The 14,469-nt window shown below is 62.0% G+C and carries 14 protein-coding genes; 6 read left to right on the top strand and 8 right to left on the bottom strand.

Features of this window, described 5'->3' with window-relative positions:
- The first annotated feature begins 154 nt into the window (after positions 1–154).
- Positions 155–640 (top strand): Bkd operon transcriptional regulator BkdR, encoded by a 486-nt coding sequence (gene bkdR / locus KHP07_RS19540; protein ID WP_010209335.1) that lies wholly within the window; start codon positions 155–157, stop codon positions 638–640.
- Here bkdR and KHP07_RS19535 read toward each other — a convergent pair.
- Positions 637–1,500: an MBL fold metallo-hydrolase gene (locus tag KHP07_RS19535; RefSeq protein ID WP_078049305.1), complete on the bottom strand. Its 864-nt coding sequence runs from the start codon at positions 1,498–1,500 to the stop codon at positions 637–639. The two genes, bkdR and KHP07_RS19535, sit on opposite strands and share 4 nt — an antisense overlap.
- Positions 1,501–1,594: 94 nt before the next feature.
- Here KHP07_RS19535 and KHP07_RS19530 point away from each other — a divergent pair, with 94 nt between their 5' ends.
- The 5 genes from KHP07_RS19530 to KHP07_RS19510 all read left to right on the top strand — a co-directional run bounded on the left by KHP07_RS19530 (position 1,595) and on the right by KHP07_RS19510 (position 7,018).
- Positions 1,595–1,930 carry an ArsR/SmtB family transcription factor gene (locus KHP07_RS19530; RefSeq protein ID WP_005789341.1) on the top strand — a complete coding sequence of 112 codons (336 nt, stop codon included), beginning with the start codon at positions 1,595–1,597 and terminating at the stop codon, positions 1,928–1,930.
- 50 nt (positions 1,931–1,980) lie between these two features.
- Positions 1,981–3,225, top strand: coding sequence for an FAD/NAD(P)-binding oxidoreductase (locus KHP07_RS19525; protein ID WP_214497816.1), 1,245 nt, complete (start codon positions 1,981–1,983; stop codon positions 3,223–3,225).
- Positions 3,226–4,038 (top strand): sulfite exporter TauE/SafE family protein, encoded by an 813-nt coding sequence (locus KHP07_RS19520; RefSeq protein WP_099492959.1) that lies wholly within the window; start codon positions 3,226–3,228, stop codon positions 4,036–4,038.
- A gap of 185 nt (positions 4,039–4,223) precedes the next feature.
- The gene (locus KHP07_RS19515) at positions 4,224–5,870 is read left to right on the top strand and encodes an MFS transporter (RefSeq protein ID WP_078049302.1); all 1,647 of its coding nucleotides are present in this window, start codon (positions 4,224–4,226) and stop codon (positions 5,868–5,870) included.
- Positions 5,867–7,018, top strand: coding sequence for an HlyD family secretion protein (locus KHP07_RS19510; protein WP_078049301.1), 1,152 nt, complete (start codon positions 5,867–5,869; stop codon positions 7,016–7,018). The genes KHP07_RS19515 and KHP07_RS19510 overlap by 4 nt, the downstream gene beginning before the upstream one ends.
- 90 nt (positions 7,019–7,108) lie before the next feature.
- Here the strand turns inward: KHP07_RS19510 and KHP07_RS19505 are convergent, their stop codons facing one another.
- From KHP07_RS19505 to KHP07_RS19475, 7 genes are all read right to left on the bottom strand, one after another.
- Positions 7,109–7,978: an aldose 1-epimerase gene (locus KHP07_RS19505; protein WP_214497815.1), complete on the bottom strand. Its 870-nt coding sequence runs from the start codon at positions 7,976–7,978 to the stop codon at positions 7,109–7,111.
- Positions 7,979–8,044: 66 nt separating this feature from the next.
- Positions 8,045–9,325 (bottom strand): TRAP transporter large permease, encoded by a 1,281-nt coding sequence (locus KHP07_RS19500; RefSeq protein WP_078049299.1) that lies wholly within the window; start codon positions 9,323–9,325, stop codon positions 8,045–8,047.
- 1 nt (position 9,326) lies between these two features.
- Positions 9,327–9,854 (bottom strand): TRAP transporter small permease, encoded by a 528-nt coding sequence (locus KHP07_RS19495; protein ID WP_078049298.1) that lies wholly within the window; start codon positions 9,852–9,854, stop codon positions 9,327–9,329.
- Between the two features lie 64 nt (positions 9,855–9,918).
- A complete protein-coding gene (locus KHP07_RS19490; RefSeq protein WP_099492957.1) occupies positions 9,919–10,881 on the bottom strand; it encodes a TRAP transporter substrate-binding protein in 963 nt (320 codons plus the stop codon).
- A gap of 51 nt (positions 10,882–10,932) precedes the next feature.
- Positions 10,933–11,808, bottom strand: coding sequence for an SMP-30/gluconolactonase/LRE family protein (locus KHP07_RS19485; RefSeq protein ID WP_214497814.1), 876 nt, complete (start codon positions 11,806–11,808; stop codon positions 10,933–10,935).
- Positions 11,809–11,811: 3 nt separating this feature from the next.
- Positions 11,812–12,636 carry an NAD-dependent epimerase/dehydratase family protein gene (locus KHP07_RS19480; RefSeq protein ID WP_099492956.1) on the bottom strand — a complete coding sequence of 275 codons (825 nt, stop codon included), beginning with the start codon at positions 12,634–12,636 and terminating at the stop codon, positions 11,812–11,814.
- Between the two features lie 197 nt (positions 12,637–12,833).
- Complete coding sequence (locus tag KHP07_RS19475) at positions 12,834–14,096, bottom strand: OprD family porin (RefSeq protein WP_078049294.1); 1,263 nt, start codon at positions 14,094–14,096, stop codon at positions 12,834–12,836.
- Between the last annotated feature and the right edge of the window lie 373 nt (positions 14,097–14,469).

The following is a 14,469-nucleotide window of genomic DNA, read 5'->3' as shown; positions in this document are numbered from 1 at the left end:
CGCTAGCTGACAGTCAGACTCCGGGTAGGAGAAATCTTGTCCTACAACAATCATAGGCGTGGCGTAGAAGAATATTTATCTCTGTTTCGTTGCGCTCAAGACCATTTGCGGATAAAAAAACTGCATAAACATAATAAACAGGTGATTTTGTCTCATGCGCAAACTGGACCGTACCGATATCGGCATTCTCAACGCCCTGCAGGAGAATGCCCGCATCACCAACGCCGACCTGGCCCGCTCGGTCAACCTGTCGCCCACGCCGTGTTTCAACCGGGTGAAGGCGATGGAAGAACTGGGCCTGATTCGAGACCAGGTCACGCTGCTCGACGCCGACCTGTTGGGCCTGCACGTCAACGTGTTCATCCACGTGAGCCTGGAAAAGCAGAATGAGTTGGCATTGCAGCAGTTCGAAGGCGCGATCTCGGACCGGCCAGAAGTGATGGAGTGTTACCTGATGGCCGGTGACCCGGACTATCTGATCCGGGTGCTGGTGCCTACAATCCAGTCGCTTGAGCGTTTCATGATGGACTTTTTGACCAAGGTGCCGGGCGTCGCCAACATCCGCTCCAGCTTCGCCCTCAAGCAGGTGCGCTACAAAACTGCGTTGCCGCTACCGGCCAACGGCATCAACCTGGGTTAGAGGTGGTTGACCGGAATCTTCAGGTACACCACACCATTGTCCTCCGCCGGCGGCATATTCCCCGCCCGCACATTCACCTGGATCGCCGGCAGCAACAGCGTCGGCATCCCCAGCCCTGCGTCGCGCGTGGTGCGCATCTCGACAAACGTGGCTTCATCCACGCCATCATGCACATGGATATTCCCCGCACGCTGCTCTGCCACCGTGGTCCGGCACTTTGCCTCACGGCCTTCAGGCGGGTAGTCGTGGCAGACGTACAACTCGGTTTCCAGGGGAAAGCCCAGCAACTTGCGCATCGACGCATACAACTGCCGCGCATCGCCGCCAGGGAAATCACAGCGCGCCGTGCCGACATCCGGCATGAACAGCGTGTCACCCACCAGGATCAGTCGGTCGTCGATCAGATAGGCCATGTCCGCCGGGGTATGCCCTGGCACATGCAGGGCCTGGGCCTTGAGCGTGCCGATGTGAAACACCTCATCCGGCGCAAACAGGTGATCGAACTGCGAGCCATCCACGCGAAATTCCGGCTCCAGGTTGAACAGGTTCTTGAACACGCCCTGCACTTTGCTGATCGACTGCCCGATGGCGATCTTGCCACCCAGCGTGCGGCGCAGGTATGGCGCGGCAGACAAGTGATCAGCGTGGGCGTGGGTTTCCAGCAGCCATTGCACCTGCAGCCCATGCTCGCGCACAAAGCGGATGACCTTGTCGGCCTGGGCGGTGTCGGTGCGCCCCGAGGCCGGGTCGTAGTTGAGCACCGAATCGACGATGGCACAGGGGCCGCCATCGGTTTCATAAACCACGTAGGTGTAGGTCGACGATGCCTCGTCCAGAAAGGCTTGGATCAGCGCTGGCATGGCGGTTGTCCCGGATGAAGAAAAAAGTAGTTACAATCAGTTTACGTTTTCACATAATGTTTTGAGCTTAAGTGACAAAAAGGACCCGAGGCAAATGGAATCTACTCTGAGTGAGGGCGAAGTCGCCCAGTTGCGCGCATCGGCGTCCAAGGCCTGCTCCTTGCTCAAGGCCCTGGCCAATGAGGATCGTTTGTTGATCCTGTGCCAGTTGACCCAGGGCGAGCGCAATGTCGGCGAACTGGAAGCCCTGACCGGCGTGCGCCAGCCCACGCTGTCTCAACAGTTGGGCATCCTGCGTGACGAAGGGTTGGTCGCCACCCGTCGGGAAGGTAAATACATCTTCTACGGGTTGGCCAGCCACGAAGTGATTCAAGTAATGAAGACCCTGTCCGGCTTGTACTGCGGCGCGGTCATAAAAAGCTGGGCGTGACGCCATCCGGCAGCGACCCTTGTGTGCATGTATGACAAAGGCGATAGACCATGACCGACCAACACTGGGGCCCAACCATCAGTGGCGACATCGTAGTCATCGGCGGCGGCTCGGCGGGCATTGGCCTGCTGGCCAGCCTGCTCAAGCGCGACCCGCACCTGAATATCATCCTGATCGAACCGAGCGACCATCATAGCTACCAGCCCGCCTGGACCCTGGTGGGTGGCGGCGCCTATGACCTGATAAAGACCCGCCGCCCGCTGGCTGATGTATTGCCCAACGGCGTTACCTGGGTGCAAGCCGCCGTCACCGAAGTACTGCCCGACGAGCAGACCCTGATCCTCGACAGCGGCCAGCGTGTCAGCTGGCAAAACCTGATCGTCTGCCCCGGCCTGCGCCTGGCCTGGGAGAAGATCGAAGGCCTGCAAGACACCCTCGGCAAGCATGGCGTCACGTCCAACTACAGCTACCAGCACGCCGCTTACACCTGGCAACTGGTGCAGCAACTCAAGGGCGGCAAGGCGATCTTCACCCAGCCAGCCATGCCGATCAAATGCGCAGGCGCGCCGCAAAAGGCCATGTATTTGTCCTGCGATCACTGGCTCAGGCAGGGCGCGCTGAAAAACATCGATGTCGAATTCAACCTGGCCGGTGCCGCGCTGTTCGGCGTGGCGACCTTCGTGCCGCCGTTGATGAAATACGTGGAGAAGTACAACGCCCGCCTTGCGTTCAACGCCAACCTGGTGAAAGTCGACGGCCCAGCGCGTAAGGCCTGGTTCGAAGTGAAGGACGCCGAAGGCAATGCCCGCGTTGAAGAAAAATCCTTCGACCTACTGCACGTGGTCCCACCGCAGGTTTCTCCGGACTTCATCCGGCAAAGCCCGCTGGCCGATGCAGCGGGCTGGTGCGAAGTGAACCCCCACAGTCTGCAACACCTGCGTTACCCGCACATCTTCGGCCTGGGTGACGTGTGCGGCACCACCAACGCCAAGACCGCCGCTGCAGTGCGCAAGCAGATCGTGGTGGTCGCCGAAAACCTGCTGGCCCTGCGCAAACAGGCGCCGCTGCCGCTCAAATACGACGGCTACGGTTCCTGCCCGCTGACGGTGGAGAAGGGCAAGGTGGTGCTGGCCGAGTTTGGCTACGGCGGCAAGTTGCTGCCGACCTTTCCCCTCGACCCGACCCAGGCGCGTCGCTCGATGTGGTTCCTCAAGGCCACGTTGCTGCCGTGGTTCTACTGGAATGGCATGCTCAAGGGCCGCGAGTGGCTGACCCGCCTGAGCAAGGTGGACTGAATGCTGCTGGCCAGTGTGTTGGGGTTATTGATGGGCCTGGTCATGGGCCTGACCGGCGCGGGCGGCGGCATCCTTGGGGTGCCGGCGCTGGTGCTGGGCCTGGGCTTGAGCATGACCCAGGCCGCGCCGGTGTCGTTGCTTGCGGTTGGCGCGGCGGCGGCGGTGGGAGCGGTCGATGGTTTGCGCCATGGCCTGGTGCGTTACCGCGCCGCGTTGTTGATCGCCTTGCTCGGTGCGCTGTTCTCGCCGGTGGGGGTGTTTCTCGCCCACCAACTGCCGGAAGCGTTGCTGATGGGGCTGTTCAGTGGCTTGATGGTGTTGGTGGCCTGGCGCATGTTGCAACGCGAAAAACGTGAGGCGGGGCCGAGTGACCATGGCACCGCGTCCTGGGGCCAGAAGAACTGCATGCTCGATCAGCAGACCGGGCGCTTCGCCTGGACCGCCAAATGCAGCGCGACCCTGGCCGCCCTCGGCGCGGTGACCGGTGCGGTATCCGGCCTGCTCGGTGTGGGCGGTGGCTTCCTGATCGTGCCGGCGTTCAAGCAACTCACCGATGTGCAGATGCGCGGCATCGTCGCCACCTCCTTGATGGTGATCAGCCTGCTCTCCTTGGTCGGTGTGGCTGGCGCGTTCCATGCCGGTGTACGCATCGAATCAGTGGGCTGGGTGTTTATCGGCGCGAGCATCGTCGGCATGCTGGCCGGGCGGCGCCTGTGCTCGGTGATTCCCGCGCGTACCTTGCAAGTGGGGTTTGCCAGCCTGTGTGTACTGGTGGCCGTTGGCATGTTGGTCAAGGCCGGTCTTACATCCTAAGTGCCGGGCCTGTGACGGGGCCCGTCCTACGCCGAATGTGCCGGGCACCCGCTGCCCGTCCAAGACCGCGCTCGTTTGGAGGATCAATCACCCCCTCGACATGGCAAGATGAACTCCGCTCAGGTTTACTACTCCCTGAGTAATGGTTTTACCGACATCCTGCGTCGGGTCATCTAGGTCATCGAATGAACAAATACACCCCTCACACCTGGGAGCCCCATGAGCGGCCAAGCCTGCCTGGCTCGCCGTCGACGCCGTTGCACCCCACCCACAAGCGGTGGCTGTTCGCGATGGTGGGCGTGCTCGTAGCGATTACCGGGGGGTTGGGTAATGCGCTGGTGATTGCCAACCTGCAATACCTGCAGGGTGCCCTCGGCGCGACCACCGCCGAAATGGCCTGGCTGCCCGCCGCCTATGTGATGACCAACGTGTGCATGAACCTGCTGCTGGTGAAGTTCCGCCAGCAGTTCGGCCTGCGCGCGTTCACCGAGGTGTTCCTGGTGCTGTATGCACTGGTGACGTTCGGGCATTTGTTCGTCAACGATCTCAACTCCGCCATCGCCGTGCGAGCGGCCCACGGCATGGTAGGTGCGGCGCTGAGTTCATTGGGTTTGTATTACATGATCCAGGCTTTCCCGGCCAAGTGGCGCTTGAAGGCCTTGGTGCTGGGGTTGGGCACGGCGCAATTGGCCTTGCCACTGGCGCGGCTGTTCTCCGAGGACCTGCTGCAAATCGCCGAATGGCGCGGGCTGTACCTGTTCGAACTGGGCATGGCGCTGATTTGCCTGGGCTGCGTGTTCCTGCTCAAGTTGCCGCCCGGTGACCGCTTCAAGACCTTCGAAAAACTCGACTTCCTCACCTTCGCCATCCTCGCCACCGGGGTTGCCTTGCTCTGCGCGGTGCTGTCCCTGGGCCGAATCGACTGGTGGCTGGAAGCGCCGTGGATCGGCGTGGCCTCGGCCTGCTCGCTGGTGCTGATCATGGCCGGGCTGGCCATCGAGCATAACCGCGCCAACCCGATGCTGATGACCCGTTGGCTGGGCAGTGGCGTGATGATTCGCCTGGCACTGGCGGTGATCCTGATTCGCATGGTGCTGTCCGAGCAGTCCACCGGCGCCGTGGGGTTCATGCAGATGCTGAACATGAGCTACCAACAGATGCACACGCTGTACGTGGTAATGCTGGCCGGAGCGATCGCGGGCCTGGCGGTCAGTGCGCTGACCATCAACCCGGCGCATTTGCTGATGCCGCTGGTGATTTCCCTGGCGTTGATGGCGACGGGGTCGGTGATGGACAGCTTTTCCAGCAACCTCACGCGGCCGCAGAACCTGTATATCAGCCAGTTCCTGCTAGGCTTCGGCGGTACGTTCTTCCTGGGGCCGACCATGGTGCTGGGCACCAAGAACGTGCTGACCAACCCGCGTAACCTGGTGAGTTTTTCGGTGATGTTCGGGATCTGCCAGAACCTCGGCGGGCTGATTGGCGCGGCGTTGCTGGGCACTTTCCAGATTGTGCGCGAGAAATATCATTCCAGCATGATCGTCGAACATTTGACCTTGCTGGACCCACGTGTGGCCGCGCGGGTGCAGAGCGGCGGCTCGGCCTACGGCGGTATTGTCGCCGACCCCGAACTGCGCAACCTGATGGGCATTCGCAGCCTGGCCACGGCGGCAACCCGCGAGGCGAATGTGATGGCCTACAACGATGTCTTCATGCTGATCGCGATCATCGCGATACTGACCATGATCTGGATCTTTATCCGCAGCCTGTGGCTGATGAGCACCACCCAGGCAGCAGCCACTCCCGTTCAACCCAGCGGCGCTTCCTCATGACCGAACCGACTTCCACCACCACGACCACCAACGCCATCGCCTCCACCCCGGAAGGCAGTACACCGCCCGGCGCCACGGTGACCGAGCCGCGCTCCTTGCGGGTGCGCATCGTCTCGTCCCTGGGCTTTGCCGCGATTGCCATCGTCGGGGTGCTGATCGTGTTGTATGCCTGGCAGTTGCCACCGTTCAGCAGTGCCGTGGAAACCACCGAGAACGCCTTGGTGCGTGGGCAGGTGACGATTATCGGCCCGCAGCTCAGCGGCTATGTGTTCGAAGTGCCGGTGCAGGACTTCCAGTACGTGAAGGCCGGCGACCTGCTGGTGCGCCTCGACGACCGAATCTACAAGCAGCGCCTCGACCAGGCGCTGGCGCAACTGGCGGTGCAGAAGGCCTCGTTGGCGAATGTGGTGCAGCAGCGCAACAGCGCCGAAGCCACCATCCAGTTGCGCCAGGCGGCATTGGCGGACAGCCAGGCGCAGGCGCGCAAGAGCACCGCCGACCTGCGCCGCAATGAAGAGTTGATCAGTGACGGCTCGGTGTCCAAGCGTGAGTTGGACGTGACCCGCGCCGCCAACGCGCAAACCATCGCGGCGGTGGCCCAGGCCCAGGCCAGCCTGGAAATCGCACGTCAGGACCTGCAGACCGTGATCGTCAATCGCGGCTCCTTGGAAGCGGCCGTGGCGAGTGCCGAGGCGGCGGTGGAGCTGGCGCGCATCGACCTGTCCAACACGCGCATCACCGCGCCACGCGACGGGCAACTGGGGCAGATCGGCGTGCGCCTGGGGGCCTACGTCAACTCCGGTGCGCAGTTAATGGCGCTGGTGCCGAAGCAGCTGTGGGTGATCGCCAATATGAAGGAAACCCAGATGGACAATGTGCAGGTCGGCCAGCCGGTGACCTTCACCGTCGATGCCCTGAACCACCGCAAATTCCACGGCACGGTGCAGCATATTTCCCCGGCCACCGGCTCGGAGTTCAGCCTGTTGCAAGCGGACAATGCCACTGGCAACTTCGTGAAGATCGCCCAGCGCGTGCCGGTGAGGATCACGGTGGACCCCGACCAGGCCGAGAGCGAGCGGTTGCGGCCGGGGTTGTCGGTGGTGGTGAGCATCGACACCGCCGGGCGCCTGAAAAACGCTCCACCCTGACACAACACAAATCAAAACTGTGGGAGGGGGCTTGCCCCCGATAGCGGTGTCTCAGCCACCACTGTATTACTGATACACCATCATCGGGGGCTAGCCCCCTCCCACATGTTGTATGTATTTGAGCTTGAAGTTGAGTTGTACCGACTGATTGTGTTCCAGCAGTTTCAGGCCCGGCCGGCCGGGCAGGTGATGAGCATTCACCGGATGGCTCACCGGCTCGATGCAAAAGAACCCCAGCCCCGGCGGGCGGTACAGCAGGAAGTAATCCGCGCCGCTCGCCTGGCATTCCAACGCATACCCGAGCTCCGGTTGTTCTATCCGGCAGTGCCCGTCCCATTGGCAGAAACCATTGTCCACCAGGCCTTCCGGCAGGGCTTTCAAGGCGCTGAAGTCCCAGGCCTGCGGCACCGGCGCCAGCCTCGTGGGCAACTTGGACGCGTCACTCATCCACACCTGCGACGCCCTGGCCTGCAGCCGCGTGGTGGCTCGGCGTGGCAGGTAAGGATGCAAACCCAACCCATGCCAGGCGGCTTTTTCGCCGAGATGGGTCACGCGCAGGGCAATGCTCAGTTCACCTTCGTGCAGGCGAAATCGCTGCTCGGCGCGATAGGCGAACGGCGTGTCGCACTCCACCGCCAATACCGCTTCATCCTCGGTGTGGCTCAGCACCTGCCAGGCCTGTTGCCAGGCCGAGCCATGGATCGGCAACGGGTCGGTCAGGCTGTTGGGGGCGAGTGCCAACCAACCGTCGGGGTTGTCGAAACCGCCTTGGGCAATGCGGTTGGACCAGGGCGCCAGGGGGTAACACCCCAGCTTGCCCGGCAGGCCGGTACTGATCGCCTGCTCGTCGCTATGGCGCAACAGCGGCTGGCCGGTGGCGCGCACGCTCCAGTTGACGATGCTGCCGCCCACGGCCGGGGCCAGGGTCAGCACGGTCAGTTCATCGCTGAGTTCCAGCATCACATGTTTACCTTGAAATGCAGGTCACTTGTAGGCGCCAGCTTGCCGGCGCCTACAAGGGGAGGGTTACAGCACCACGCTGGGCAGCCACAGCGACAGCGCCGGGATGTAGGTCACCGCCATCAGCACCAGGAACAGCACGCCATAGAACGGCAGCAACGCTTTCACGGTTTTCTCGATGCTGACCTTGCCCACCGCCGCGCCCACAAACAACACGGCGCCCACCGGTGGGGTGATCAACCCGATCCCCAGGTTCACCAGCATGATCATGCCGAAGTGCACCGGGTCGACGCCGATCCCCAGGATCACCGGCAGCAGGATCGGCGTGAGGATCAGAATCAGCGGCGCCATGTCCATCACCGTGCCGAGCAACAGCAGCATGGCGTTGATGCACATCAGGATCACGTAGCGGTTGTCCGACAGGGTCAGGAACAGCGTGGTGATCTTCGCCGGGATCTGCATCAGGGTCATGATGTAGCCGAAACTGGCGGCAAAGGCGATCAGGATCATCACGATGGAAATGGTGCGCACCGTGCGGTGCATCAGCTTGGGCAGCTCGCTCCATTTATAGTCGCGGTAGATGAACATGGTCACGAAGAACGCCCACAGCACGGCAATCGCGGCGGATTCGGTGGCCGTGAAGATGCCCGAGAGAATACCGCCAAGGATGATCACCATGGCCATCAGGCCCCACAGCGCATCGGCGCAGATTTTCAGGGCCTGCTTGAGCGGGATGACTTCGCCCTTGGGGTAGTCGCGCTTCTTGGCGAAGATCAGGCACAGCACCATCAGGCAGGCACTCATCAGCAAGCCCGGGACCACGCCGGCCATGAACAGCGAAGCGATCGACACCGTGCCACCCGCTGCCAGGGAGTAGAGCACCGAGTTGTGGCTGGGCGGTGTCAGCAGGGCCTGCACCGAACCGCTGATGGTCACGGCCGTGGCGAACTCCCTGGGGTAGCCCCGGCGTTCCATTTCCGGGATCAACACCGAGCCGACCGAGGCGGTATCGGCCACCGACGAGCCGGAGATCGCACCAAAAAATGTCGAGGCCATGATGTTCACCAGGGACAGGCCACCGCGCACAAAACCGACCAGCACCCCGGCAAACGCCACCAGCCGGCGCGACATGCCGCCCTCGGCCATGATCGCCCCGGCCAGCACAAAGAACGGAATCGCCATCAGCGAAAACTTGTTCACCCCGCCAGCCACCTGGATCATCAGGGCCTGGAACGGAATGTCGATCCACCACGCGCCGATCAATGCGGCCAACCCCAGGGCGTAGGCCACGGGCATGCCGATCAGGATCAAAGCGATAAAGCTGCCCAACAGAATCAATGCGTCCATATCAGGCGGCCCCTTCGCTTTCTTCAACCAGGTCGAAACGCACGACCCGACGGTTGCTCTGGTCACCGAGCAGGAGTTTCTCCAGCACAAACACCAGGGTCAGCAGCCCGCCAATCGGGATCGGCATGTAGGTGATGCCCACGCGCAACGTGGGGATGGCGCTCATGAACTGGTTCCAGGTGGACAGGCACAGCTTGGTGCCCCAGATCGCCATGAACAGGCAGATGGTTGCCATCAGCAGCTGGGAAACGATGCCGACGACGCGGCGTTGGGTGGGAGGCAGGCGGTCGGTGATCATCGCCACCGACATGTGCGCCCCGGCGCGATAACTGGCGGCGGCGCCGATGAAGGTGAATACCAGCATCAGCAGGATGGCGGTGGGTTCCGGCCAACTGGAACCGGTGCCGAGGACGTAGCGGGCGAAGATGCCCCAGGGAATGATCAATGCGACCCCCAGTACCGAGAGGCCGGCGACCCAGATACAGGTCATGTAGATGCGGTCGTTGATGCGCAGCAGTAAATTCTTCATGGCGTTCACCGTAACCGGGCGCGTCAGTGCCGACCGCGCCGGGCCTTGCTAGAGAAGGAGGGCGTTACTGAACGGCGTCGATGCGCTGGATGATGTCGGCGTAAGCCGCACCGTATTTGGCGCGCACCGGCGCGGTGGCGTCGTAGAAGGGTTTTTTGTCGACGGTGATGAACTCGACACCGGCGGCCTTGAGCTTGGTTTCACTGCTGGCGGACTTGGCGTCCCACAACACGCGCTCGTCAGCCTGGGCGGCCTTGGCGGCGTTTTTCACCATGACCTGCTGGGCGGGGGTGAGCTTGTTCCAGGTGATTTTCGACATCACGATGGGCTCGGGCAGGATCAAGTGCTCGGTGAGGGTGTAGTACTTGGCGTTCTGGAAATGGTTGTGTTCCAGCAGGGTCGGCGGGTTGTTTTCTGCGCCGTCGATCACGCCGGTTTGCAGGGCACTGAAGATCTCGCCGGTGTCCATGGCGATGCCATTGGCGCCCATTTCATTGAAGGCCTCGATGAACAGTGGGTTGCCTTGCACGCGGATCTTCATGCCCTTGAGGTCTTCGATCTTGCGGACCGGTTTCTTGGTGTAGAGGTTGCGCGTGCCGCCGTCCATCCAGGCCAGGGCCACCAGGCCGAACTCCGAGTCGGTGATCTTGGCGAGGATCTCATCGCCGATCTCGCCGTCGATAACCTTGCGCATGTGCGCCTGGTCGCGGAACACGAACGGCAGGTTGAACACGTTCACGTCGGGGACCACCGGGCCGACGATACCCAGGCTGACCCGGGCCATCTGGATAGCACCGACCTGGGCCTGTTCGACCACTTCCTTTTCGGAGCCCAGGACGCCACCGGGGAAGAACTTGAAGGTCAGTTCACCGTTGCTTTCCTTGGTCAGGGCCGCGCCCATGTTCTTTTCGGCGACCACGGTGGGGTAACCGTCCGGGTGGATGTCGGCAAATTTGATTTCCAGCGCGTGGGCGGCGCTGCTGAGGGTGAAGAATGCAGCGGCGAGCAAGGTGCGTTTGAAGTCCATGGGATGTCTCTCCTGTCTTGTTATTGTTGTATTCAAGGCACAGCGATGCAGCTAGAGGATGAACTGGGGCTCCGGCAATCCGACAACGCCGGGGTTGAGGGCGAACACGCCGCCGGACAGTGACTGTGCACTCTGGTCATCACGGATCGAGGTGACGAACAGGGTGTCCAGGCGACTGCCGCCAAAGGCGCACATGGTGGGTTTTTTCACCGGTACGGTGAGGGAACGGTCGAGGCGACCTTCGGGGGTGAAGCGGTGGATGAGCCCGGCGTCGTTGGCGCAGATCCAGTAGCAGCCATCGGCGTCCACGGCGGCGCCATCGGGGCGGCCCAGGTGGTTGTGCATGTCCACGAACACGCGGCGATTGGACGGCGTGCCGGTGTCGATGTCGTAGTCGAAGGCCCAGATCTGCTGCACCAGTGGGTGAGAGTCCGAGGCATACATCGTGCGGCCATCCGGGCTGAACGCGAGGCCATTGAGGGTAATGAACCGGCCCAGTTGGGCGTGGGGTGCCGCGCCGGACGCGTAGCGGTAGAGGGTGCCCTCAGCCGCGTTCAAGCCCATGTTCAGCACCATGCTGCCGGCCCAGAAACGGCCCTGGCGATCACAGCGGCCGTCATTCAGGCGCATGTCCGTGCGCGGGTGCTCGACGCTCGCCAGGGGCGTGGTGTCGAGGCTGCCATCGTTGTGCGGGGTGAGCTGGAAGAAGCCGGTTTCCATCCCGGCGACCCAGTTGCCTGCCGTGGTGCGGGCAATACAGGCGAGCATTTGCGGGGCTGTCCAGGCGGCGATATGGCCGCTGGCGGCGCTCCAGCGTTGCAGGCCGCCCTTGGGGATGTCCACCCAGTACAGGGCGTTTTCCTCAGGCACCCACACCGGGCATTCACCCACGGCATTGCGCGCGTCGACAATCAATTCGGCGCTCATGGGTCAATCACCGAAGGGGCCGGCTGCGCAGAACGCGCCGCCTTGGTAAACCTTGGCCGGATCATTGTCGGCCACCGGTGGCTGGGTTTCGACCTGGGCGCGGAACACCTCGGAGCTGTCCTTTGGTGCAAAGCCCAAGTGGGCGGCGTAGCGGTTGTCCCACCAGGTGTCGAGGTTATCCGACATGCCGTAGACCACCGTGTGGCCGACGTTCGGCGTGTACAGCGCGCGTTCGAGCAGTTGGGTCAGGTCATCGAAGCTCAGCCAGGTGTGCATCATCCGACGGTTCTGCGGTTCCGGGAACGACGAGCCGATGCGGATGCTCACGGTCTCGATGCCGTAGCGGTCGAAGTAGAAACTGGCCATGTCTTCGCCGTAGGACTTGGACAGGCCGTAGTAGCTGTCCGGGCGGCGCGGGGAGTGGGCGTCGAGGGTTTCGCCCTGCTTGTAGAAGCCGATGACGTGGTTGGAGCTGGCGAAAATCACGCGCTTCACGCCATGGCGGCGGGCGGCCTCGTAGATATGGAAAATGCCGCAGATGTTGGCGCCGAGGACTTCTTCGAACGAGCGCTCCACCGATACGCCGCCGAAGTGCAGGATCGCGTCGACGCCTTCCACCAAGTGGTGCACGGCTTGTTTGTCGGCGAGGTCGCAGGGTTGCACTTCTTCGCACGCGTCGGCAGCCGGAGCCATGTTGGCGATATCCGACAGGCGCAGTACCTGAGCGTAAGGTCGCAGGCGCTCGCGCAAGACTTTACCCAGGCCGCCAGCGGCACCGGTGAGCAGCAGGCGATTGAATGGAACGGGCGTGGTTGTGGTGGTGGTCATGAGGGTTCCATTGTTGTTGTAGGTTGTCGTATGACTACGCCGAAGTATCGTTACGGATTCCCTAGGTTGTCAACGTTCTTGCTGACGCCAAAATACAATTGTGGGAACTGGCTTGCCTGCGATTGCGGACGGTCAGTTGACATCTACATTGCTGATGCGCCGCCATCGCAGGCAAGCCAGCTCCCACATTGGGCGGGTTACAACAGTGAAATCGGATAGCTGATAAACAGCCGATTTTCATCAAACTCGTTATTGCTGAAATCCCGACGCATGGTCGAATTGCGCCAGCGCACGTTCAGGTCCTTCAGCGCACCGCTTTGGACCGTGTAGGCCAGTTCCGATTCGCGGCCCCATTCCTTGCCGTCGGTGATCGCACCGGTGTGTACGTTACTGCCACTGATGTAGCGGTTCATCATGGTCAGCCCCGGAATGCCAAGCACCACAAAGTTGAAGTCATGGCGCACCTGCCAGGACTTTTCCTTGGCGTTATCGTAGCTGGCGTTGTAGCTGTCGTTGGCCAGGGTGCCGCCGCTGGTGCCGTTGACCCGCATCCACACGCTGTCGCCGGTGAGTTTCTGCAGGCCCACATAGAAGGTGTTGCCGTTGTACTTGGCCGAGAGCAGGGCGAAGGCGGTCTTGTTGTCGAGGTCGCCGGCCAGCGCGCTGCCGTCTTCTTTGCCGTTGAAAAAGCCGAGGTTGGCGCCCAGTGTCCAGTCGCCCACGGGTTGGCTGTGGGTCAGGTTGAAATACTGTTGCTGGTAGATATCCGTGAGTTCGGCGTACCACACGCCGACCTGGGTGCGTTTGTCGTTGAAGCTGTATTCACCGCCGCCGAAGTTGAAACGGTCGGAGGTGAACGCGGCTTTGCCGTTCATGAACATGTCTTCCATGCTCGCGTCGTTGCGCGGGCTGTTACCGCGAAACTGGCCGCCGTAGAGGGTCAGGCCGGCGATTTCGCTGGAGGTGACCTGGCCGCCACGGAAGGTCTGGGGCAGCGAGCGGCCGTCGTCGGAGCGCAGGATCGGCAGCACCGGCATCCACTCGCCGACCTTCAATTCGGTCTTCGACAGCTTGGTTTTCAGGGCCACGCCCAGACGGCCGAAGTTGTCGGCGGGGCGCCCGTCATCGTGGATCGGCAATAACTGCGTGCCACCGGTGCCTTTGCCACCGTCGAGTTTTTGCGAGTACAGGCCCAGGACATCAATCCCGAAACCCACGGTGCCTTGGGTGAAGCCGGACTTGGCATCAAGGATGAAGTTCTGCGTCCACTCTTCGGCCTTGCCCTGGGGGTTGGTCGGGTTGGTGAAGTTGCGGTTGAAGTAGGCGTTGCGCAGGTTGAGCGTGGCCTTGGCGTCTTCGATAAAACCGTCGGCGTGGACGCTGAGGGGGAGGGTAAATGCCAGGCTGCCTAGACCGAGGAGGCCGATAGACGAGGAGGAATTGCGGGCGAATTGACTCACAGTGGAACTCCCTTTTTGTTGTTTTTATTATTTGTCGTACGTCGTCGTACAACATTGAGGGGGATATTTGCGGGGTTTTTGAGGGCTGTCAAGCGGAAGTTATACGATGACCTGGGGTGGCTTGACCTAGAGGGGCAGGGTCAGTGGAGGAGCTGGCTTGCCTGCGAAAGCGGCCTGGCAGCCGACCACAATCTAACCGTTACCCCGCGATCTAACTGTGGGAGCGGGCTTGCTCGCGAAGGCGGCCGGACAGCTGACCGCTCCCTGACTGTAGCCCCACGATCTAAATGTGGGAGCTGGCTTGCCGGCGATGGCATCGACTCGGTCTGTACTGATGTACCAAAGTGTCTGCATCGGTAAGCCAGCGCCCACA

It is taken from the genome of Pseudomonas sp. VS40 (assembly GCF_018587885.1).
In the GTDB taxonomy this organism is placed as follows: domain Bacteria; phylum Pseudomonadota; class Gammaproteobacteria; order Pseudomonadales; family Pseudomonadaceae; genus Aquipseudomonas; species Aquipseudomonas pergaminensis.
Note: the sequence above shows the minus strand (reverse complement) of the source record. Positions and strands in the feature narration are given on the sequence as shown.

Bases quoted from the DNA above. Each gene is read 5' to 3' on its own strand.
- bkdR (WP_010209335.1), top strand. From the start codon at position 155: ATGCGCAAACTGGACCGTACCGATATCGGCATTCTCAACGCCCTGCAG.
- KHP07_RS19535 (WP_078049305.1), bottom strand. From the start codon at position 1,500: ATGCCAGCGCTGATCCAAGCCTTTCTGGACGAGGCATCGTCGACCTAC.
- KHP07_RS19530 (WP_005789341.1), top strand. From the start codon at position 1,595: ATGGAATCTACTCTGAGTGAGGGCGAAGTCGCCCAGTTGCGCGCATCG.
- KHP07_RS19525 (WP_214497816.1), top strand. From the start codon at position 1,981: ATGACCGACCAACACTGGGGCCCAACCATCAGTGGCGACATCGTAGTC.
- KHP07_RS19520 (WP_099492959.1), top strand. From the start codon at position 3,226: ATGCTGCTGGCCAGTGTGTTGGGGTTATTGATGGGCCTGGTCATGGGC.
- KHP07_RS19515 (WP_078049302.1), top strand. From the start codon at position 4,224: ATGAACAAATACACCCCTCACACCTGGGAGCCCCATGAGCGGCCAAGC.
- KHP07_RS19510 (WP_078049301.1), top strand. From the start codon at position 5,867: ATGACCGAACCGACTTCCACCACCACGACCACCAACGCCATCGCCTCC.
- KHP07_RS19505 (WP_214497815.1), bottom strand. From the start codon at position 7,978: ATGCTGGAACTCAGCGATGAACTGACCGTGCTGACCCTGGCCCCGGCC.
- KHP07_RS19500 (WP_078049299.1), bottom strand. From the start codon at position 9,325: ATGGACGCATTGATTCTGTTGGGCAGCTTTATCGCTTTGATCCTGATC.
- KHP07_RS19495 (WP_078049298.1), bottom strand. From the start codon at position 9,854: ATGAAGAATTTACTGCTGCGCATCAACGACCGCATCTACATGACCTGT.
- KHP07_RS19490 (WP_099492957.1), bottom strand. From the start codon at position 10,881: ATGGACTTCAAACGCACCTTGCTCGCCGCTGCATTCTTCACCCTCAGC.
- KHP07_RS19485 (WP_214497814.1), bottom strand. From the start codon at position 11,808: ATGAGCGCCGAATTGATTGTCGACGCGCGCAATGCCGTGGGTGAATGC.
- KHP07_RS19480 (WP_099492956.1), bottom strand. From the start codon at position 12,636: ATGACCACCACCACAACCACGCCCGTTCCATTCAATCGCCTGCTGCTC.